Raw genomic sequence first — 21,108 nt, 5'->3', positions numbered from 1 at the left:
TTAAACCTGTTTGCGCAGGTATTCCGTAACTGCACTACGAACAGATTGGTCCCCGCGAGCGCGGGACTCGTCGATTACGGCTTTGACTTCATCCAAATTCAGGCGTCTCAGAAGATGCTTAACTGGCCCAATCGACGCGGGACGCATGGACAAATTGCGCAAACCGAGTGCTGCAAAAACCACAGCTTCAATCGGGCGACCTGCGTCTTCACCACAAAAACTGGCAGGTGTGTTGTGCGCGTTGCAGCGCGCGATCAGCTGCTCCAAGAACGTCAGGAAGCTTACGTTTAGGGTGTCATAGCGGCGGCGTACACGCTCGTTTTCGCGATCTGCGGCAAAAAAGAACTGCTTTAGGTCGTTGCCGCCAATCGAAATAAAATCGACCTCTTGAAAGAACACGTCCGGCGCAAACGCGAGGCTTGGCGTCTCAAGCATCGCGCCGATTTCGAAAGACGACGGCAGCGGATGCCCAAGGATACGTTCACGTTCCATCGCTTTGTCAAACTCAGCCCGCGCCATGCGGTATTCTTCAAGTTGGGCGACAAACGGGAACATCACCGTCAGGGGCCTCCCATTCGCAGCCCGAATAAGCGCCTGCAATTGCATCCGCAAAACGCCCGGCTTTTCAAGGCCAACACGGATCGCACGCCAGCCCATCGCAGGGTTCGGTTCGTCATTGGGCTTCATGTAGGACAGGACCTTGTCCGACCCGATATCTAACGTGCGGAACGCCACGCGTTGACCATTCGCCGCATCCAGAACACGCGTGTAAAGTGCGGATAATTCGGCGCGTTTTGGCATTTGGCTGCGGATAAGGAACTGAAGTTCCGTCCGGAAAAGCCCGACACCTTCGGCACCCGAACTCGGAAGAGAGGGCAAGTCGGCCATCAACCCAGCGTTCATAGTAAGGGAAATCACTTTCCCACACTGCGTTTGGGCAGGTAGATCACGGATACTGGCGTAGCGTTTCTGTGCGGCCGTTTGCATCGCCATTTTGTCGTTAAACGCAGCCTTAACGGTGTCGTCAGGACGCAGGTGCGCAATGCCCTGATCCCCGTCCACCAAAATCTGATCGCCGTTCAACGCCTGCGCCGTAATTTCTGTTGCACGGATCACAAGCGGGATCGCCCAAGCACGCGCGACGATGGCCGCATGGCTGCCAACGGACCCTTCCTCAAGGACGATGCCTTTGATTTTTTTGCCGTACTCCAGCAATTCACCCGGGCCGATATTACGGGCGACAAGGACGGGGTTATCGGGCATTTCCGCACCGGTGGCATCGCGTCCCTGCCCCGTCAAAATGCGCAACAACCTGTTGGACAGGTCATCAAGGTCATGGAGGCGATCACGCAGGTAACTATCGGCCGATTGCATCCGCGTGCGCGCTAAGGATTGCTCTTTTTCGACAGCGGCTTCAGCAGATAGACCTTGGTCAATATCGGCTTCCATCCGCTTCATCCAACCGCGCGAATTGGCAAACATGCGGTAGGCTTCAAGCACTTGTTTCTGGTCGTTGTTTACCGTCGCCGTCTGCGTCAGCATTTCATCGACCGAAATGCGCAATGAATCGACGGCTTCGCGTAGGCGTGTCAGCTCGACCTCGGGGTCATCTGCAACCACGTTCGTCACGACCACGCGCGGCTCGTGCAAATAGACGTTACCGCCTGCGACCCCTTCTTGGCCGACGAGTCCCTTGAACATGATCGGTTCCTGATGGCGCGCGCGCATTGCGGCACCCTCACCGGTAAAGGCGCCAAGCTCATTCATCTCGGCCAGCACCATTGCGACGACTTCTAAGGCGTAGATTTCGTCTGCTGTGTACTCACGGGACTCGCGGCTTTGAACGACCAGAACGCCCATCGTTTCGCCAACGCGCTGAACTGGGATACCGCAGAAACTAGAATACCGCTCTTCGCCCGTTTCCGGCATGTAGCGAAATCCACGTTCAGACGGGGCGTCTGCAGTGTTAACAACACGACGCGTTTTCGCGACCCGCCCTACAAGACCTTCGCCCAAACGCATCCGCGTCTGGTGCACCGCTTCTTGTTGCAGACCCTCAGTCGCGCAAAGCTCCAGTGTCTCATCATCGCGAAAAAGGTATATAGAACAGACCTCTGCGCTCATCGAGTTCGCAATAAGGCGCACGATTTCGTCCAAGCGCGCTTGGCCAGCTTCACCACTGGCCATAACATCGCGCAGTCGCACAAGTAGCTTGCGGCTTTCAGTCTCGAAACCTTGTGGCATTTAGTCCCCCAGCGCCTTCGAAAAGGAGACTATAGGCCAGTGCATAGGGTCGCAATGGGGTTAAACACGCGAAAGTTGCGTCAAAACGCCCAAATTTCAGACGTTTAGATCGTAAGTAACCCAAGCCGTTTCGTTGGCGATCTTGTCATAAAGCCCACGTGCGCGTGCATTGTCCTTGGCGGTAATCCAGCGCACGACGCTATGGCCGTCTGATTTTGCGACATCCCGCACGGCATCAATCAACGCCCCAGCAGCACCTGTGCCACGCGCATCTGGCGAGACGAACAAGTCATCCAGAAACAGACCCGTCGCGGCGGCTAAGGGCCGTGCGAACACGCGGTAATGAGTAATGCCAACAAGGGCACCGTCCAGCTCAGCGCAGAACCCATTCACCTCATGGGCATGAGTCGTCAGCCATCCAAATACGCGCTCGCGCATGTCTGCTGTTTGATCGACACCATAGAATTCAGCGTAAGCCTGATAGAGCTCATCCCAAGCGGCGTGGTCTGCAACTTCAATAGGGCGAACAATCAAGTTCAAGCTGCTTTCTCCAATTCGAACGCGTCATGCAGAGCCTGCACGGCAAGCTCCATGTACTTGCGGTCAACCAAGACAGACGTTTTGATTTCAGATGTCGTGATGACTTTGATGTTGATGCCTTCATCGCGCAACGTCGCAAACATTTTTGCCGCGACGCCTGCGTGGGATCGCATCCCGATGCCGACAATCGAAACCTTTGCAACATCCGTATCAGCAACCAGATCGTGGAAGTTGATGTCGTCCCGTGCTTTGGCTTCGTCCATCGCCTTTTGCGCGTGCTTCACTTGGTCGATCGGGCAAGAGAACGTCATATCTGTGCGCCCCTCTTCCGAAATGTTTTGAACGATCATATCGACGTTCACACCCGCTTCGGCCAATGGCCCAAAGATCGCAGCCGCGATGCCAGGGCGGTCAGCAACCGAAATAAGCGTCATCTTTGCTTCGTCACGGCTAAACGCCACGCCAGCTACTACATTGGATTCCATGATTTCTTCCTCCGCACAGACGAGCGTTCCGGCTTCGTCAGATTGTTCTTCAAATGATGATAGCACGCGCAAGCGCACTTTGTAGCGCATCGCCAACTCAACAGATCGTGTCTGCAAAACCTTCGCACCCAAAGACGCCAGTTCAAGCATCTCTTCAAACGCGATCTTGTCGAGCTTGCGTGCCTTATCCGTGACACGTGGGTCCGTGGTGTAAACACCGTCAACGTCTGTATAAATATCGCAACGATCCGCTTCAAACGCGGCGGCAAACGCTACGGCAGTCGTATCAGACCCGCCGCGGCCCAGCGTTGTGATGCGTCCTTCGGGGCTGACCCCTTGGAAGCCTGCGACAACGGCTACTTTCATGCCTTCACCGAATTTCGCATTGATGTTGTCTGTCGGGATTTCCTCAATCCGCGCCGATGAATGCGCAGACGTGGTTTTCACAGGAACCTGCCAGCCCTGCCAGCTGCGCGCTGGCACGTCCATTTCTTGCAACGTCAGTGCCATTAGACCTGCCGTCACGTTCTCACCTGAACTCACGATCGCGTCGTATTCGCGCGCATCACACATCGGCGAGGTGTCGTTCACAAAACCCACAAGTTTGTTCGTTTCACCGGACATGGCCGATACGATCACGATCACATCGTAGCCCTTAGCCACTTCAACGCCGACCTTCTTGGCCGCCCGCTTGATCTTGTCCACGGTCGCCACCGATGTGCCGCCGAATTTCATCACCAGAACTGGCATAATCTGTCCTTAGTTTCTTAGTCCGCGCCGTCATACGGCGCACGGCTCAGCGGCGCAAGGTCACGCCCCTATTTGGCCCGTAATACTGCACCTGGGTTCATAATGCCGCATGGATCGAGCGCATCCTTGATGGCCCGCATCATCACCAGCTTTGTTGGGTCGCCGTAAGTTTCAAGGTCTTTGACCTTCAAGCGCCCAATCCCATGTTCCGCACTGACCGATCCACCGAATGAATGCGCCAGATCATGCACCGCTGTCTTGATCGCGTCACGTTGATCTACAAACTCGGAACGATCACGCCCCTTTGGCGGGAACACGTTGTAATGCAGGTTCCCGTCCCCCAAGTGGCCGAAACAATTGATCCTAAAATCCCCAATCTTAGCAAGGATCGCTGGTGCACGGTCAATGAACTCCGGCACACAAGAAATCGGCACCGAAATATCATGAGACGAGATCGACCCGATCCTCTTGTTCGCTTCAGGAATGGTCTCACGGATATCCCAAAGCGCCTGCGCCTGCTGACCAGATTGCGCAATGACACCGTCTGATACCAATCCATCCCCCGCCTCAAACAGCGCTTCTAACGCGTCTTGCGGTGATTGTCCTTCCGGCAACCCAACCTTCATCAAAACTGACCATTCAGGCGCCTCCTCAAAGGGGCGCTTATGGTCAATCCCGGCCTCCTGAAGGAAATCAAACCCTTGCCGGTGGATCAACTCGAACGCTGAAATCGTCTCGCCAAGCCGCTCACCCGCCAAGGCCAACAGTGAAACGGCGGCGGCTGGCGAGCGCACAACAAACATCGCCGTCGCCTCTTGCGCGGGGCGCGGCATAAGACGCAAGGACGCGCCCGTGATTACGCCCAACGATCCTTCCGAACCGATCATCAAGTCGCGCAAATCATAGCCCGTGTTGTCTTTGCGAAGACGGCTCATCCCGTTCCAGATCGTGCCGTCTGCCAGTACAGCCTCAATGCCCAAACACTGTGCCCGCGCATTTCCATACCGGATTACATTCAACCCGCCCGCATTGGTCGCTAACAATCCGCCAATACGCGCTGACCCTTCTGAGGCGAGTGAAAGCGGGAACAAGCGACCAGCATCCTCCGCCGCGCTTTGCACATCCTGCAAAATCACACCCGCATCCACCTCAATCACATTTTCATCTGGATAAACCGCCCGAATCTCATTCATCCGCGCCAGCGACAGAACAACCGGCACAGGCCCGTTTTCAACCACTTGCCCACCGACCAAACCAGTCCCACCTGCATACGGAACCACCGGAACCGAGGCCTCAAAGCACGCCGCCATAAGTGCCGAAACCTCATCGACTGACGCAGGCGACACAACAACGCCTTGCCCAATCCAACGCCCGCGTGGCTCAACTAAGAAACCAGCCGGATCAGCTGCGAATGCCGCCTCCGGAAGGATTGCCCACAACTTTTCAACGAAAGCAGTATCCGCAGAATTCAATGCCATCTCAGCAACCCTATTTGTCTTTGTCTTCTAAATATCCTGGGGGGAGTCGCTTGCGACGGGGGGCTAGCCCCCCTCATTGCTCGCGGCACGCGCTTAGCGTAAGCTCATCCCACATCCGTCTTTCCACGCCGATCATGACGTAGATTGGCGTATAGCACATGGTTTCGCCAGCGCCCGTTGATCTGCAAATACGCCTGCGCCACGCCCTCGTACTTAAACCCGCACTTTTCTAATAATGCGCGCGACGGCGCATTCTCTTTCAGGCACCCCGCCTCGATCCGGCTTAGGTCGAGCGTCGTGAATGCGTAATGCACAACGGCCTCAATCGCCTCACGCATATAGCCTTCACGTGCAAAAGGTTCGCCGATCCAATAACCTGTCGTGCCAGCTTGTGCAGGTCCGCGTCTAATATGATCCAGCGTGATTGCCCCTAAAAGCACATCATCGCTACGCCGAATAATAAACAACGGCAAGGCTGTGCCATTGGAAATCGACCGTTGCGCCCAGTAGACGCGATTGGTGAAACTTTTACGGGTCAAGTGGTCGGATGCCCATGTGGGCTCCCACGGCTGTAGGAATTCGGATGATTCATGACGTAACGCGGACCATGCGCGGAAATCTGAATGGATCGGCGGGCGCAGCGTCAACCGTTCGGTTTCAAGACGAACCTTTTTGCGCGCCCGAAGCATCAGGCAACCAACCTCGCCTTCAAAGCCTCAAACGCAGGTGCATTGTCAATCGGGCCATACAGCGCCATCGCGCTTCCGGCGTCCGTGATCAGCTTGCTCCCGAAGGCGCGCACATCACCTGTTGTCACTGCATCGATACGTTCAATCGTGTCCTCGATGTGCGGCACGTCGCCCCAAATCGCGACCATACGCGCAAGACGTTCGGCACGGTTCGAGGGGCTTTCCAACCCCATCAGCATGCCCGCTTTCATCTGCGCACGCGCACGCGCGACTTCTTCGGAGGACATATCGTCTGCTGCGCGTTTCAACTCATCCACAGTCAGCATTGCCAGCTCGCCCAATTGTTCGGACGACGTGCCAGCATAAACCGTCAGCATTCCAGTGTCGGCGTAGGCCCCTGCTTGGGCGAATATTGTATAACACAATCCACGGTTTTCCCGCAGCTCTTGGAACAGGCGCGATGACATGCCGCCTCCCATCGCGACAGCATGGATCTGTGCCGCATAAATGCTTGGGTCACGGTAGTCCGGCCCCTCAAACGCAAGTGCGAAATGGGCTTGTTCCAGCCCCTTCTTCACGCGCTTCTCTCCACCCGCAAAGGCAGCCGCTTCTGCAGCACTCGGTTCTGAACGTGGTGGCAAATGACCAAACAACTTTTCAGCCAATGCGAGCAGCTCATCGGGGTTCACAGCACCCGCTGCCGACAGGATCATTTGATCCGGTCCGTAGTGTTCGCCAATGAAGTCGGACAGATCACCGCGTGAAAACGAGCTCACGCGTTCGGTCGGGCCCAAAATCGTGCGGCCCAACGCTTGGTTCGGGAACGCCTCTTCCTGAAGCCAGTCAAAGATGATGTCGTCAGGCGTGTCGTGGGCTTGGCCAATCTCTTGCAAAATCACACCGCGTTCGACTTCGATTTCGTTTTGATCGAACACAGGGTTCAACAAAATATCGGCGATAACATCCAGTGCCAGTGGCACATCGTTTTCCAACACGCGGGCGTAATAGGCCGTCATCTCGCGCGAGGTATAGGCGTTGATATAGCCACCAACATCTTCAATCGCCTCGGCAATCTGCAACGCCGACCGCCGCTCCGTTCCCTTGAACGCCATATGCTCAAGGAAATGGGCAATCCCATTCTGGTCCGAACGTTCGTGGCGACCACCCGCCGTGACCCAAACGCCAATTGACGCGGATTGAAGCCCGGGCATTTGCTCTGTGACGATGCGAAATCCGTTGGACAGCGTGTGTTGTTGGACGGTCAATTTTGGATCCGCTCTTTGATTAGGGTTTGCAGTGCGTCCAGATCGCTTGGCACACGGGTTACACGCTCGTCACGCTCAAATAGATCGGCCATGTGCGGTGGCAGGTCTGGGTGTTGGCCTGTCGCTTTTTCGACCGCGGCCGGGAATTTGGCTGGGTGTGCTGTGGCCAATGTGATCATCGGCGTTTCGCCCAAGTGGTCACCCGCTACAGTTACGCCAACTGCAGAATGCGGACAAAGCAACTCGCCGGAAAGCATCAGCTCGGTTTTGATCGTTGCATAGGTTTCATCCTCGGATGCACGACCAGACGCAAACGTGTCGCGCAGCATGTCGATAGCACCTTGGGAAATCGTGAATTCGCCCTTGTCTTTAAGCTCGTCCATTTGCTCGGCCACAACAGCGCCATCGCGTTCGTAGGCTTCAAACAGTGCACGTTCAAAGTTGGACGACACCTGAATATCCATGGATGGCGAAATGGACGGTGTCACACCTTCCTTAACTTGTGCGCCGGTTTCCAGCGTGCGGTGCAAAATGTCGTTTTGGTTTGTCGCGATGACCAGCTGATCAATCGGCAGCCCCATGCGTTTGGCAATGTAGCCTGCAAAGATGTCCCCGAAGTTGCCTGTTGGCACGGTGAAGCTGACCTTGCGGTGCGGTGCACCAAGGCTAACCGCAGAAGAGAAGTAGTAAACAACCTGCGCCAATACGCGGCCCCAGTTGATCGAATTCACACCAGCAAGGTTCACACCATCGCGGAATTCGAAATCGTTGAACATGTCTTTTAGCGCGGCTTGGCAATCGTCGAAATCGCCGTCCATCGCCAAGGCGTGCACATTGCTTTCGACCGGCGTGGTCATCTGGCGGCGCTGCACTTCGGACACACGGCCGTGCGGAAATAGGATAAAGACATCGACGTTATCAAGACCGCGAAACGCTTCAATCGCGGCGGAACCCGTGTCACCGGACGTGGCGCCAACGATTGTGATGCGTTTGCCAGATCGTGTAAGGGACGCTTGAAACATCTGCCCGATCAACTGCATGGCGAAGTCTTTGAAGGCCAGCGTCGGGCCGTGGAACAGTTCCAGCAAGAAGTGGTTGGAATCCAGCTGTTTCAGCGGCGCGCGAGCGGCGTGATTGAAACCGGCATAAGCTGCCTCAATCAGGTCGCGAAATTCGTCGTCCGTGAACGTGTCGCCGATAAACGGACGCATCACCGTGAACGCGATTTCCTCATATGACTGGCCAGCCATCTCAGCGATATCATCATGGCTCAGCGTTGGGATCACGTCCGGCACGTAAAGCCCGCCGTCGCGTGCAAGGCCTGTCATCATCGCGTCTTCGAACGTCAGTTCAGGTGCGGTGCCACGGGTGGAAACGTATTTCATATCAATCGTCTTTCTTGCGCAGAATTCGCGCGGTGTAGAAGGAAGTCATCGCAAGCCAAACGACGGCAAGCAAGAACCACGTGATCGCATATTCAAGATGGTCATTCTTGATTGAACGCGTGTCCACTGGCAACGGCGTTAAGCGCTCGTCATACTGGGTCGCGGCGTAAAGGACGACCAGAACTGGTTCCGTTCCTAAAGCCTCAGCCATTGCGGGAACGTCACGCGCGTACCATTCACCGTCTTGCGGGGCTTGTTTGGAAATATCATCCGGCCAAATCAGGTTACCCTGCACTGTGACTTCATCGGTGAATGGCGTGCCTGTTTCGGAATAGAGCGGCAGCAAACCTTGATCGAGCATGATGCGACGACCATCGACAGTTTCAAAAGCGGTGATGATGCGGTGGCCTGTACCAGCTACGGTGCCGCTATCCAGAAAGCGGATCTCTTCGCCGGTAGCCGCACCTTGCATGATGACGGTGCGGTAGTTGTCTTCTTCAAATGTCGGCGCATCTGGTAGCGGGGCAGCATCTGCCGCGAGGCGCGCCTCGATTTCCCCGATGATACCCATCTTCCATTCGAGCCGGTCCATTTGCCAGAAGCCGAGATACAGCAGCACAACAAGACCGCCGAGGCCTGCCACAAGAGGAAAGAGAAATTTCCGCATAGTTAATGTCCCAAATAAAGAAAGACGCGCAAGGAGTTATCCTTGCGCGTCTTGTCGTGTCAAACCGTTCAGGTCAAGGTCGCTTACTGGCCCCAGACGTAGACGGCTGCAAACAGGAACAACCATACAACATCTACAAAGTGCCAGTACCATGCCGCAGCTTCGAAACCGATGTGCTGCTTAGCTGTGAAGTGACCGCGACGAACGCGCAGGTAACAGATGAACAGGAAGATCGTACCGATGATCACGTGGAAACCGTGGAAGCCCGTCGCCATGAAGAAGTTCGCGCCATAGATGTTGCCAGCAAGGCCGAACGCCGCGTGGCCATATTCGTAAGCTTGGAACACAGTAAAGATCACACCCAGAATGACCGCAAGGATCAGACCGGACTTCACGTCTTCACGGTTGTCTTCATGCACAAGCGCGTGGTGCGCCCAAGTCGCAGCAGCACCGGAACACAACAGGATCAACGTGTTGATCAGTGGCAGGTGCCAAGGATCGAACGTTTCAATGCCCGCTGGCGGGAACTGGCCATCAATCGCTGGGGACTGTGGACCCATTGGGTACATTGCGTGCTTAAAGAAAGACCAGAACCAAGCGGCAAAGAACATGATTTCGGACATGATGAACATGATGAAACCATAACGCAGGCCGATGGTGACAACCGGCGTATGATCGCCTTGGTGCGCTTCAACGATAACTTCAGCCCACCAAGCGTACATGCAATACAACACGCCCGCGAAACCCATCAGGAAGACGTATGGGCTGTCGCTGGAATCCATCCAGAGAACGGCGCCAAACAGCATAACAAAGACAGAAACCCCTGTCAGAAGTGGCCAAACAGAAGGCGGTAGGATGTGGTAGTCGTGGTTCTTTTCATGGGCCATGAGTTTCGTCCCTTTACGGCGTTGGTCTTATTAATTCAGGTCTGTCGGTTGCACTGTTTCCAGCGCGGTTTGTTCGTCCACCCGAAGGGTGGCTGTATCATAGTCAACGGGCAGATCGTTCCGGTGGAACGTATATCCCAAAGTAATCGTATGCACATACTGCCCTTCGCGGTCATCCACGATGGCAGGATCCACAAAGAATGAAACAGGCATACTTACCGTTTCACCTGGTTGCAGAATTTGCTGTTCAAAGCAAAAGCAATCAATCTTGTCGAAGAACGCGCCGGCCTCGTAGGGGGCAACGTTGTAGGACGCGGCACCTGCGATAGGTTCGCTTGTTGGATTGGTGGCTTCATAAAAGGCCAGAACGGTTTCACCGATGCGCACTTCCATTTCACGCTGCACAGGTTTGAAATCCCATGGCATGTCAGCGGCTGTTGAGCTTTCAAAGCGGACTGTAATCGTCTGATCGAGGACCGTCTGGCTTTCCATCGTCGCGACGTTCGTTACGCCACCGAAACCGGTGACACGACAGAACCAATCATAAAACGGCACGGACGCCCAAGACAGCGCGCCCATCAGGACAACAACACTTACAGCTTGTGCAGCTGTGCGGTTCGGGCCTTCGGGGATACGGTTAAACGGGTTCAGGCTCATTCGCTGGCCTCACTTTCCGAAGCGGCTTCAAGATCAGCAGCGCGTTGCTCCGCCGCTTCCAATGCACCCGGCTCAAGCTGCGGACGGGCGACGTGGTCGAACCGTTCCAGCTGACGGATGTCCGTCAGACCAAGAACCTTTACGACAGTCAGACCAAAAACGATGCCGATAAAGCCCAGAAGCAGCAGGCCAACGCCAAAGTTGCGCCCTTTGCGGCGCGAATGGATTTCATGTTCAGCTCTTATTGCCATTTTACCACCCCGCCCATGACGTCAGGCCGTAGCTGCGCAACAGCGCCTCAACCATCAGGGCACCGAAGTGGCCGAACAAGTAGTATATAGAGACAACGAATGTGCGGCGCTCAACAGCGTGGTTGTCGGCATCAGAATCTTCGTCCGTACGCGTCCAGATGCCGTAGCAACCTTTCAAAAACCAAACGTTCAACACCAGTGCGACCAGCAGGTAGAAAGGGCCACCAATTGACGTAAAGCCAAGCCAAAACGCGACCACAACCAGCGGCACACAATAAGCAAGGATATGGTTGCGCGTAACCTTGCGGCCATGGGTTTCCGTCAACATCGGAACGCCCGCATCGCCGTAATCAGATTTCACAAACAGCGCGAGCGCCCAGAAGTGCGGCGGCGTCCACATGAAGATCAGGCCGAACATCAGAACGGATTCGATCGAAACAGACCCAGTCGCAACAGCCCAACCAATCATCGGAGGGAACGCACCAGCGGCACCACCGATCACAATGTTTTGCGGCGTCGAACGCTTGAGCCACATGGAATAGACGACAGCGTAAAAGAAGATCGTGAACGCCAGCAGGCCCGCGGCCAATGCGTTTGTCGCCAAGAACAACAACACAACGGCAAAAGCCGACAGTGTCACGCCAATCGCCAGCGCTTCATTTGGCTGCACAGCGCCCGACGGGATCGGCCGGTTTACTGTGCGCTTCATGATCGCGTCGATGTCAGCGTCCCACCACATGTTCAACGCACCGGATGCACCGGCACCCACAGCGATGCACAAGACGGCAACGAAACCAACGAACGGGTTCACACCAACAGGTGCAACGACCAACCCAACAAGGGCCGTAAACACAACCAACTGCATGACGCGCGGCTTCATCAGGGCGAAATAATCGCCCATCTGCGCTTCTTGCGTCTGCGTTTGGTTGGTCACGTCAGTCATTACGATCCTCGATTAAAGATAGGCCCAACGATTAAGCTGGGAATTCTTCTTGTGCGCTCGCTACCCACTCTTCGTAGACAGCTGGATCAACCACTTTCACAGTGATCGGCATATAGGCGTGGTCTTTACCGCAAAGCTCTGAACACTGACCAAAGTAGATGCCTTCTTGCTCAGCGTTGAACCACAGTTGCGCGAAACGGCCAGGAACGGCGTCTTGCTTTACGCCGAATGCTGGGATCGTCCACGAATGGATCACGTCAGATCCAGTAACCGTCATAACAACAGTCGCACCAACAGGAACGATCACTGCTGTGTCTGTTGCCAAACCGAACTCGTCTTCGGAATAACCAGCTTCTTCAAGTTCAGCGATGATGTCATCGTTGATGTTTTGCGCGTAGCCAATCATGCGGCTGTCAAAATAGATCGCTTCGTCTGTGTACTCGTAGCTCCAGAACCATTTGTTGCCTGTCACAGTGATATGCACGTCGCCCTCAGGGATTTCCTGCTGCTTGAACAGAACCGGAAGGGAGAACGCGCCGATAAAGACGAGGACGACAATTGGAACAATCGTCCAAGCAACTTCGAGCGGCGAGTTATGTGTGAACGTCGCAGGTGTCGGGTTGGATTTCTTGTTGTAACGCAGGACGACCCAAGCCAGCAGGCCAGTCACGAACAGCGTGATAACCGCACAGATCACCAACAACATGCCATCCAGCCACTGCAGGTCGCGGGCCAATTCTGTCACGGCCGGCTGAAAACCAGTTGCACCTGGTGTCGGTGCGCCAATGATCTCAAGATCTTCAATGGCGGTTTGTGCATGGGCTGTTCCCGCCAGCGCGACGCCAGCTGCGGCAAGTCCAAAACGTTTTGCGATGTTCATCATCTGCATGTGATCCCTGTGATGTAAGCGCGAACGGTGCGCGATCTTCAATTCCTCCGCGACTCCGCAAGCGGAATCCCGTTGTATTCGTCTTGGGTCATCCCATATCCTGTAGGCCAACTCAAGCGATCCAGACGTGTCAAAGGGTCGCTTTTTGATCCAAATCAAAGAAACAGACAGGAATCCCGAATGTCGCACGATCCTTTCCGCCCTTTTGAGACGAATCTAGATCAGGAAAGTGCCTTGGCAATGCTGCGTGATGCCACTGCGGGGGCAGATGATGGTGAATTGTTCCTCGAGCGCCGCCGTTCCGAGGTCTTGTCTTTCGATGACAGCCGGATTCGCACCGCCAGCTATGATGCCACCGAAGGTTTTGGCCTGCGGGCTGTTCGCGGAGAGGTCGCAGGCTATGCCCATTCAACCACAATCGACGAACATGCCCTTCGCCGCGCGGTTGCTACTGCGCGTTTGGCGGTTGGGGATGGTGGCGGCACGTTGGCCGACGCCCCTGCCCGCACAAACACGGTCCTATATTCTGACCAAGACCCGATGGCCGAGGCGACATTCCCTGCCAAGATCGACCTGTTAAAAGAAATCGATGCATTCTGTCGCGACCTCGACAAACGCGTTGTTCAAGTCAGCGCGACCCTCGCCGCGTCCCACCAAGAGGTTGTTATCCTGCGACCCGAAGGCACGCTTGTGACCGACACACGCCCGATGAGCCGCCTGAATATCTCGGTCATCGTCGAAGAAAACGGCCGCCGCGAATCTGGAGGAATGGGCGGCGGCGGACGTGCCAGCCTGATCAACCTGATCGGCCCAGACCATTGGCAACCCGTCGCACGTGAGGCCCTGCGCATCGCGCTAGTGAACCTAGAAGCCGAAGCCGCGCCCGCTGGCGTTATGGATGTTCTGCTTGGCCCAGGTTGGCCCGGCATCTTGTTGCACGAAGCCGTCGGCCACGGGTTAGAGGGTGATTTCAACCGCAAAGGCACGTCTGCTTTCGCCGGACTGATGGGCGAACAGGTTGCCGCCAAGGGCGTGACCGTACTGGATGATGGCACGATCCCTGATCGTCGAGGTTCGATTACCGTGGATGACGAAGGAACGCCCAGCGCCAAGAACGTGCTGATTGAGGACGGCGTCCTTGTCGGGTTCATGCAAGACCGCCAGAACGCGCGCTTGATGGGTGTCGAACCTACTGGCAACGGACGCCGTGAAAGCTTTGCCCACATCCCGATGCCACGTATGACCAACACCTATATGCTTGGCGGACAGGACGACCCCAAAGACATGCTCACAGGACTAAAGGACGGCATCTATGCCGTTGGCTTTGGCGGCGGACAGGTCGACATTACCAATGGGAAATTCGTGTTCAGCTGCACCGAGGCCTACCGCGTCAAAAACGGCAAGGTCGGCGCTCCCGTCAAGGGCGCAACCCTGATCGGCGATGGCGCAACAGCCCTGAAACAAATTCGCGGCATCGGCAACGACATGGCGCTCGACCCCGGAATCGGCAATTGCGGCAAAGCGGGACAATGGGTTCCGGTCGGCGTTGGCCAGCCAAGCCTAATGATCGGTGGGCTGACCGTTGGCGGCGCTGCGACATGATCACGTCGCGCTACCCCGTCTGGCGCACCAATCCGGCTGGGTTTCGCGTAGCGGGCCACCTGCCGATCCTTACAGGGACGTTGGCCGTGCTTATCGGTCCCGTAATTCTAGGAACTATAATCGTTGGCCTTACTGGGCTGTTTACGGTGCCTATCACCGAAGACCCTCAGGCTTCGCCTGTTCTCGCGATCGAAACCATTGGGATACTTCTCGTCGCCTCGCCTCTCGTGTCTTGGTGCGGATTACTGGCAGCAATTCCCCTTAGCGCCTTCGCTGCCGCGCGTGGTTTTGCAGGATGGGGTGTTGCGGTTCTTGGTGGCTTTCTAACCGGATTACTCGCCGCATTAGTGATGAATGGCTTTGCCCCATCGCAAGAAGCCATCGTGATCGGCTGTGTCGGCGTCACTCTTGCAGTGGTGTATTGGGGCGCGATCCGTTTTGTCCACCCAACGGCAATAGGTGTTGGATTAAAAGCCCCACTTTCATGACGCCCAGCCTGACCATTCTTTGGGTCATGAAAAAACATGTGGTTAATAACCTTCCGTTAACTTGCCTAATCTAGACCTGATTTTGCAACAGACGGGGAAAACGATGACTAAGAGCGATTGTTCTTCCACTCACCCCCCACTCCCACCCACCACGGAAGATGACCGTGTCGATCATCTCCGTCTGTTGCGCTCTCGTCGCGTTGGCCCCGTCACCTATCGCCGCTTGCTGGCTGAACATGGCTCCGCTGCCGCCGCGCTTGAGGCTTTACCGCGTATCGCGCACGAAGCTGGTGTTCCCGACTATAAGATTTGCCCAGAAGGCGTTATTCGTAGCGAACTCAAGGCCGGCCACGCCACCAAAGCACGGCTTGTCTTTGCTGGTGAGGATGATTTTCCCGTTGGCTTAACCGAAGTTGAAGATGCTCCAGTGATGTTGTGGATGACCGGTTCCCCGAGCGTCCTCAAACGTCCGATGGTTGCCCTTGTCGGTGCGCGAAATGCGTCTTCTCTCGGAACCCGAATGGCCCGCAAACTTGCACTAGACCTTGGCGCGGCAGGATTTACCGTTGTGTCCGGTCTTGCACGCGGTGTTGATGCTGCGGCCCATGACGGATCACTCGCCACGGGAACTGTCGCAGTGGTGGCAGGCGGTGTTGACGTTATTTACCCCGCCGAAAACGCGAACCTCGCGCAGAAAATCGCTAAACAGGGTCTTCGCCTGTCCGACCAACCAATAGGTCTGCACCCGCACCCCCGCCATTTCGCCGCCCGCAACCGTATCATTTCCGGCATGGCCCAAGCGACCATTGTTGTTGAAGCCGCGGCCAAGTCCGGCAGCATGATCACTGCGCGCACAGCGCTGGACCAAGGGCGCGACGTTCTCGCCGTTCCCGGTCATCCGTTTGATGCCCGCGCTGCCGGTTGCAACATGCTGATCCGTGATGGCGCGATCTTGGTGCGCGGCGTCAATGACGTGTTAGATCATCTCGGCGACCCACGCGCGCCCGCCCCCGAACTACCGCTCGACACCCCCACACAACCGCGATCTTTGCGCGAAACCGCGCTGCTTCACACAGATATCCTCGACCGCCTAAGCCCCGCACCAATGGCTGAAGACCAGCTCATGCGTAGCCTGTCTGCGCCAGCAACTGCCATTGCTCCTCTTCTTGTAGATCTTGAGCTTGAAGGAAAAGTCATTCGTCAGCCGGGTGGATTACTGGCTCGTGCGGTTTAGTGCCTACTAATCGCAACCGTCAAAATCTGACCCGCCAACTGGCCCGCCACAATCACCACCATAAATCCCAGTTTCTTTGCCTTTGAGCTTTCTACTGATCCAATGGGACGCCGGCAGATTTCCGATGGCACGCTCGACAATGAACAGAACCACAATTATCGCACCGACGGTGACTCCTATCGCAATTTCAAACATTCTTGTGTTTTCCACTTTTGGGGCACTCAGTTCCCCTCAATAATGCAAGATTTGGGCGGCAACGTGGCGCGCATTTAGGGGGAAACGATTAAATCTTAAAGCATTGGCAAGATGCTGCATTGACAATCCCTTAAGCCCAACCACATTTTGCCCAACCATTACCAATGTGTGTTTTGAAAGGATTCCTATGCCTGTTGTTGTCGTCGAGTCTCCGGCTAAGGCCAAGACAATCAACAAGTATTTAGGGTCCGACTATACAGTCTTGGCCTCATACGGGCACGTCCGTGACCTGCCGCCAAAAGACGGTTCTGTTGATCCAGACAACGAATTCGACATGCTTTGGGAGATCGCAAGCGACTCGAAAAAGCATATCAAAGCCATTGCAGACGCTTTGGCGAACGATAACGAACTGATCCTCGCGACCGACCCCGACCGCGAAGGGGAAGCGATTTCTTGGCACCTCGAAGAGGCGTTGCGCAAACGCAAGTCGATCAAGAAAGACACCCCCGTTTCGCGCGTCGTATTTAACGCCATCACCAAATCCGCCGTTACTGAGGCGATGAAAAACCCGCGCGTTGTCGATCAGCCCTTGGTTGACGCCTATCTCGCGCGGCGCGCGTTGGACTACCTTGTTGGGTTTAAACTCAGCCCTGTTTTGTGGCGCCGCCTGCCTGGTGCGAAGTCTGCGGGCCGCGTTCAGTCAGTCACTTTGCGCATCATCGTTGAGCGTGAGATGGAAATCGAAGCGTTTAACAACCGCGAATACTGGTCCGTAAAAGCCCAGCTGCAGACACCGCGCAACCAATCCGTTGATGCGCGCTTAACTGTGCTTGCTGGTAAAAAGCTGGAAAAGTTTGATCTTGAAAACCAAACGCAGGCAGAACTGGCGCAACAAGCAGTGCAGTCCCGCGACCTGAGCGTCAAAAAGGTCGAAGCGAAACCTGCGAACCGGAACCCATCCGCACCGTTCATGACATCGACGTTGCAGCAAGAAGCCAGCCGTAAATTCGGCTTCGGCGCACGTATGACAATGAACGCGGCCCAACGTTTGTACGAAGCGGGCCTTATCACATACATGCGGACCGACGGCATCGATATGGCACCCGAAGCGGTGACTGAAGCGCGCGAAGCGATTGCTGCCAAATTCGGCAAGGACTACGTGCCGTCCAGCCCACGCATCTACAAGAACAAAGCGAAGAACGCCCAAGAGGCGCACGAATGTGTGCGCCCTACGGACCTGATGAAGGACGCAGAAGCGGCTAAAATCGCTGATCCCGACCAGAAGAAACTCTACGATCTCATCTACAAGCGCACCATCTCAAGCCAGATGGAAGCTGCGCGTATGGAACGTACCACGGTCGATATCGGCTCGGATGATGGTCAGGTCGAACTGCGGGCGACAGGGCAAGTTGTACTATTTGACGGCTTCCTTGCTGTTTACGAAGAGGGCCGCGACGACGAAGACGACAAGGTCGTGGATGACGACGACAAGCGTTTGGCGCAGATGGCTGAAGGTGACGCTATCACCAAAACGTCCGTCACGCCTGAGCAGCATTTCACGCAGCCGCCCCCGCGCTACACCGAGGCCACTTTGGTCAAACGGATGGAAGAGCTCGGCATCGGCCGCCCGTCCACCTACGCGTCCATTGTGACAACAATTCAAGATCGCGAGTATGTTCGCAAAGACAAGAACCGCCTTATCCCCGAGGACAAAGGCCGCCTCGTTACGGCGTTCCTGACCAACTATTTCCGTAAATATGTTGGCTACGACTACACCGCGTCGCTGGAAGAAGAACTAGATCACGTCAGCGCAGGCGATGCCGACTATAAGAAGGTATTGGCCGACTTCTGGGGCGACTTCAAAGTCACCATCGACGAAGCGATGGACAATTCCATCACCGAAGTTCTTGATAAAATTAACGAAGTTCTTGCGCCACATATCTTCCCACCGAATGAGGAAGGCACAGACCCACGACTTTGCCCCAACTGTGGCAATGGTCGTTTGTCCATGCGCACGGCCCGTGCCGGCGGCGCGTTCATCGGGTGTTCCAACTACCCTGAATGTAAATACACCCGTGCGTTCGGCCCTCCTGGTGCCGAAGATGCATCAGGCATTCCACCAGAAGGTAAGATGCTTGGCGAAGACGACGGCGACAAAATCTGGATCCACAAAGGTCGCTTTGGCCCGTATGCCCAGCGTGGCGAGGTCACAGAAGACAACAAAAAGCCGAACCGCCAGTCTATTCCCAAGGAATGGCCGCCCGAAGAAGTCACGCTGGAAACAGCAGTTAAATTGCTGTCTCTGCCCCGTTTCATCGGCACCCACCCCGAAGATGGCGTAAACGTTTTCGCAAACATCGGTCGCTATGGCCCGTATTTGAAACACGCAGAATCCACGTCGGATCGCGGTGGCACCAATGCGAACCTCGAAAGCCTTGAGGATGTGTTTACGGTTGGTATGAACCACGCTGTTGAACTGCTGGCCGCCAAGGTTGCCAGCCGTGGCCAACGTGGCAAAGCCGCCGTGCCTGTGCGCGAATTGGGTGAACACCCTGATGTTGGCGGACCGGTAAATGTGTTTGATGGCAAATATGGCCCCTACGTGAAATGGGACAAAATCAACGCAACGATCCCCGATACGATCGAAGTCGCTGATCTGACGTTGTCACAAGCGGTAACGCTCATCGAGGAACGTGCAGCTAAGGCTGGCAAGAAAGTCGCACGAAAAGCGCCCGCTAAGAAAAAGGCGCCTGCGAAAAAGGCCACAGCCAAGAAAAAACCGGCAGCAAAGAAGGCGACAACCAAGAAGAAAGCAAGCCCCAAGAAAGATTGATGCCTGCGATCAGAAAATTTTGCCATTAAATTGCGCTGCGGCGCAGCAATTTCATTGACTTCCCGTCAACCGCTCGCTTGAATGCGGCAAATTTACACGGGGGGTTAAATGAAGAAGATCTATCCAAACGCCGCTGCGGCCCTTGATGGGTTGCTACATGACGGCATGTTTATCGCGGCGGGAGGTTTTGGCCTTTGCGGTATTCCAGAATTGCTACTTAGCGCAATCAAAGACGCTGGCACCAAAGACCTGACATTCGCATCTAACAATGCAGGCGTTGATGATTTCGGGATCGGGATTTTGCTGCAGACCCGTCAGGTCAAAAAGATGATCAGTTCCTACGTTGGCGAAAACGCAGAATTCATGCGTCAGTACCTGTCCGGTGAGCTAGAGTTGGAATTCAACCCACAAGGCACACTGGCCGAACGCATGCGTTCAGGCGGCTGCGGCATCCCTGGGTTTTACACCAAAACTGGCGTTGGCACCGTGATTGCGGATGACAAAGAGCACAAAGATTTCCCGACCGGCCCTGATGGCGCCATGGAAACTTACATCATGGAAAACGGCATCTTCGCAGACCTCGCCATTGTGAAGGCATGGAAAGCGGACGAAACCGGCAACCTTGTGTTCCGCAAAACCGCACGCAACTTCAACCCGCCAGCCGCCATGTGCGGGAAAACCTGCGTCGTTGAAGTCGAAGAAATCGTGCCGACAGGCTCGCTTGACCCCGACAGCATTCACTTGCCCGGCATTTACGTGCACCGGATCATTCAGGGCGACCACGAAAAGCGCATCGAACAGCGCACCGTTCGGGAGAAAGCATAATGTGGGATCGTAACCAAATGGCTGCACGCGCAGCTGAAGAACTCGAAGACGGTTGGTATGTAAACCTCGGCATCGGCATTCCGACGCTCGTGGCAAACTACGTCGGTGACAAAGACATTACGCTGCAGTCCGAAAACGGCATGCTGGGCATGGGTCCCTTCCCGTTTGAGGGCGAAGAAGACCCTGACCTGATCAATGCGGGCAAACAGACCATTACCGAAATGGACCGCACAGCCTATTTCGATTCTGCGCAATCCTTCGGCATGATCCGTGGCGGCAAAATCGCGGCTGCGATTCTTGGCGCGATGGAAGTTGACGAAAAAGGTGACCTTGCGAACTGGATGATCCCGGGCAAGCTCGTTAAAGGCATGGGCGGCGCGATGGACCTCGTGGCTGGCGTTGGCCGCGTGATTGTCGTGATGGACCACACCAATAAGCACGGCGACAGCAAACTCCTCAAGGAATGCACGCTGCCGCTGACAGGTAAATCAGTCGTTGATCGCATCATCACCAACCTTGGTGTTCTCGATGTTGTTGACGGTGGCCTGAAGATCGTTGAATGCGCCGATGGCGTCACCGAGGACGAACTTCGCGCCGCAACCGAGGCAACAATCGTCTAAACAAACAAGGCGCTAGCCCTTGCTTTTGTTTCAAAAATATCCCCGCCGGAGGCTCCAACATAAGCCCCGGCGCGGAACAGCCCAGTTCTCATCACCTCACCTCAATCTGTGACAAGAACGCGCGCAAGCGCATATTTTCCCCAAACATCACTAAAACCGTTTCCGAATTGACAACAAAGTC

20 protein-coding genes are annotated in these 21,108 nt (G+C 55.5%); 6 read left to right on the top strand and 14 right to left on the bottom strand.

Translation table 11 applies throughout. The features are described 5' to 3' along the window. The 13 genes from ptsP to coxB form a co-directional block, all read right to left on the bottom strand. Positions 1-2,244, bottom strand: coding sequence for a phosphoenolpyruvate--protein phosphotransferase (gene ptsP, locus OSB_RS03745; protein WP_049833729.1), 2,244 nt, complete (start codon positions 2,242-2,244; stop codon positions 1-3). Positions 2,245-2,340: 96 nt separating this feature from the next. Then, the gene (locus tag OSB_RS03740; protein WP_082166502.1) at positions 2,341-2,778 is read right to left on the bottom strand and encodes a GNAT family N-acetyltransferase; all 438 of its coding nucleotides are present in this window, start codon (positions 2,776-2,778) and stop codon (positions 2,341-2,343) included. A gap of 2 nt (positions 2,779-2,780) precedes the next feature. Beyond that, positions 2,781-4,019, bottom strand: a complete 1,239-nt coding sequence (locus OSB_RS03735; RefSeq protein WP_049833727.1) for an aspartate kinase — start codon at positions 4,017-4,019, stop codon at positions 2,781-2,783. A gap of 68 nt (positions 4,020-4,087) precedes the next feature. Continuing rightward, on the bottom strand, positions 4,088-5,497 hold the full coding sequence (locus OSB_RS03730) for an FAD-binding oxidoreductase (protein WP_049833726.1): 1,410 nt from the start codon (positions 5,495-5,497) through the stop codon (positions 4,088-4,090). A gap of 104 nt (positions 5,498-5,601) precedes the next feature. Then, positions 5,602-6,186, bottom strand: coding sequence for a GNAT family N-acetyltransferase (locus OSB_RS03725; protein WP_049833725.1), 585 nt, complete (start codon positions 6,184-6,186; stop codon positions 5,602-5,604). Further along, positions 6,186-7,451: a M16 family metallopeptidase gene (locus tag OSB_RS03720; protein WP_049833724.1), complete on the bottom strand. Its 1,266-nt coding sequence runs from the start codon at positions 7,449-7,451 to the stop codon at positions 6,186-6,188. Before OSB_RS03720 ends, OSB_RS03725 begins: the two co-directional genes overlap by 1 nt. After that, the gene (gene thrC / locus OSB_RS03715; RefSeq protein ID WP_049833723.1) at positions 7,448-8,836 is read right to left on the bottom strand and encodes a threonine synthase; all 1,389 of its coding nucleotides are present in this window, start codon (positions 8,834-8,836) and stop codon (positions 7,448-7,450) included. Before thrC ends, OSB_RS03720 begins: the two co-directional genes overlap by 4 nt. A 1-nt stretch (position 8,837) precedes the next feature. After that, positions 8,838-9,503: an SURF1 family protein gene (locus tag OSB_RS03710; protein WP_049833722.1), complete on the bottom strand. Its 666-nt coding sequence runs from the start codon at positions 9,501-9,503 to the stop codon at positions 8,838-8,840. Positions 9,504-9,586: 83 nt separating this feature from the next. Next, the gene (locus tag OSB_RS03705) at positions 9,587-10,390 is read right to left on the bottom strand and encodes a cytochrome c oxidase subunit 3 (protein ID WP_049833721.1); all 804 of its coding nucleotides are present in this window, start codon (positions 10,388-10,390) and stop codon (positions 9,587-9,589) included. Positions 10,391-10,420: 30 nt separating this feature from the next. Further along, on the bottom strand, positions 10,421-11,047 hold the full coding sequence (locus OSB_RS03700) for a cytochrome c oxidase assembly protein (RefSeq protein ID WP_049833720.1): 627 nt from the start codon (positions 11,045-11,047) through the stop codon (positions 10,421-10,423). Beyond that, positions 11,044-11,298 carry a hypothetical protein gene (locus OSB_RS03695; protein ID WP_049833719.1) on the bottom strand — a complete coding sequence of 85 codons (255 nt, stop codon included), beginning with the start codon at positions 11,296-11,298 and terminating at the stop codon, positions 11,044-11,046. Before OSB_RS03695 ends, OSB_RS03700 begins: the two co-directional genes overlap by 4 nt. 1 nt (position 11,299) lies before the next feature. Beyond that, a complete protein-coding gene (gene cyoE, locus OSB_RS03690) occupies positions 11,300-12,241 on the bottom strand; it encodes a heme o synthase (RefSeq protein ID WP_049833718.1) in 942 nt (313 codons plus the stop codon). Positions 12,242-12,272: 31 nt separating this feature from the next. Then, complete coding sequence (coxB, locus tag OSB_RS03685; RefSeq protein WP_049833717.1) at positions 12,273-13,130, bottom strand: cytochrome c oxidase subunit II; 858 nt, start codon at positions 13,128-13,130, stop codon at positions 12,273-12,275. A gap of 180 nt (positions 13,131-13,310) precedes the next feature. On the opposite strand from coxB, the gene tldD reads away from it, so the two are divergent. The 3 genes from tldD (at position 13,311) to dprA (ending at position 16,454) form a co-directional block, all read left to right on the top strand. Then, positions 13,311-14,732, top strand: a complete 1,422-nt coding sequence (tldD, locus tag OSB_RS03680) for a metalloprotease TldD (protein ID WP_049833716.1) — start codon at positions 13,311-13,313, stop codon at positions 14,730-14,732. Beyond that, positions 14,729-15,220: a hypothetical protein gene (locus OSB_RS03675; RefSeq protein WP_049833715.1), complete on the top strand. Its 492-nt coding sequence runs from the start codon at positions 14,729-14,731 to the stop codon at positions 15,218-15,220. The genes tldD and OSB_RS03675 overlap by 4 nt, the downstream gene beginning before the upstream one ends. Positions 15,221-15,323: 103 nt before the next feature. Further along, complete coding sequence (gene dprA / locus OSB_RS03670) at positions 15,324-16,454, top strand: DNA-processing protein DprA (protein ID WP_049833714.1); 1,131 nt, start codon at positions 15,324-15,326, stop codon at positions 16,452-16,454. Positions 16,455-16,460: 6 nt separating this feature from the next. Here dprA and OSB_RS03665 read toward each other — a convergent pair whose 3' ends face one another. Further along, positions 16,461-16,649: a hypothetical protein gene (locus OSB_RS03665; protein ID WP_049833713.1), complete on the bottom strand. Its 189-nt coding sequence runs from the start codon at positions 16,647-16,649 to the stop codon at positions 16,461-16,463. Between the two features lie 187 nt (positions 16,650-16,836). On the opposite strand from OSB_RS03665, the gene topA reads away from it, so the two are divergent. The 3 genes from topA to OSB_RS03650 all read left to right on the top strand — a co-directional run bounded on the left by topA (position 16,837) and on the right by OSB_RS03650 (position 20,927). After that, on the top strand, positions 16,837-19,482 hold the full coding sequence (topA, locus tag OSB_RS03660; protein ID WP_049833712.1) for a type I DNA topoisomerase: 2,646 nt from the start codon (positions 16,837-16,839) through the stop codon (positions 19,480-19,482). A 108-nt stretch (positions 19,483-19,590) separates the two neighbouring features. Next, the gene (locus tag OSB_RS03655) at positions 19,591-20,307 is read left to right on the top strand and encodes a CoA transferase subunit A (RefSeq protein WP_049833711.1); all 717 of its coding nucleotides are present in this window, start codon (positions 19,591-19,593) and stop codon (positions 20,305-20,307) included. Beyond that, positions 20,304-20,927, top strand: coding sequence for a 3-oxoacid CoA-transferase subunit B (locus OSB_RS03650; RefSeq protein ID WP_049833710.1), 624 nt, complete (start codon positions 20,304-20,306; stop codon positions 20,925-20,927). The genes OSB_RS03655 and OSB_RS03650 overlap by 4 nt, the downstream gene beginning before the upstream one ends. Positions 20,928-21,108: the final 181 nt, after the last annotated feature.

The organism is Octadecabacter temperatus (assembly GCF_001187845.1).
GTDB classification, from domain to species: domain Bacteria; phylum Pseudomonadota; class Alphaproteobacteria; order Rhodobacterales; family Rhodobacteraceae; genus Octadecabacter; species Octadecabacter temperatus.
This window is presented reverse-complemented; position numbering and strand designations above follow the sequence as displayed.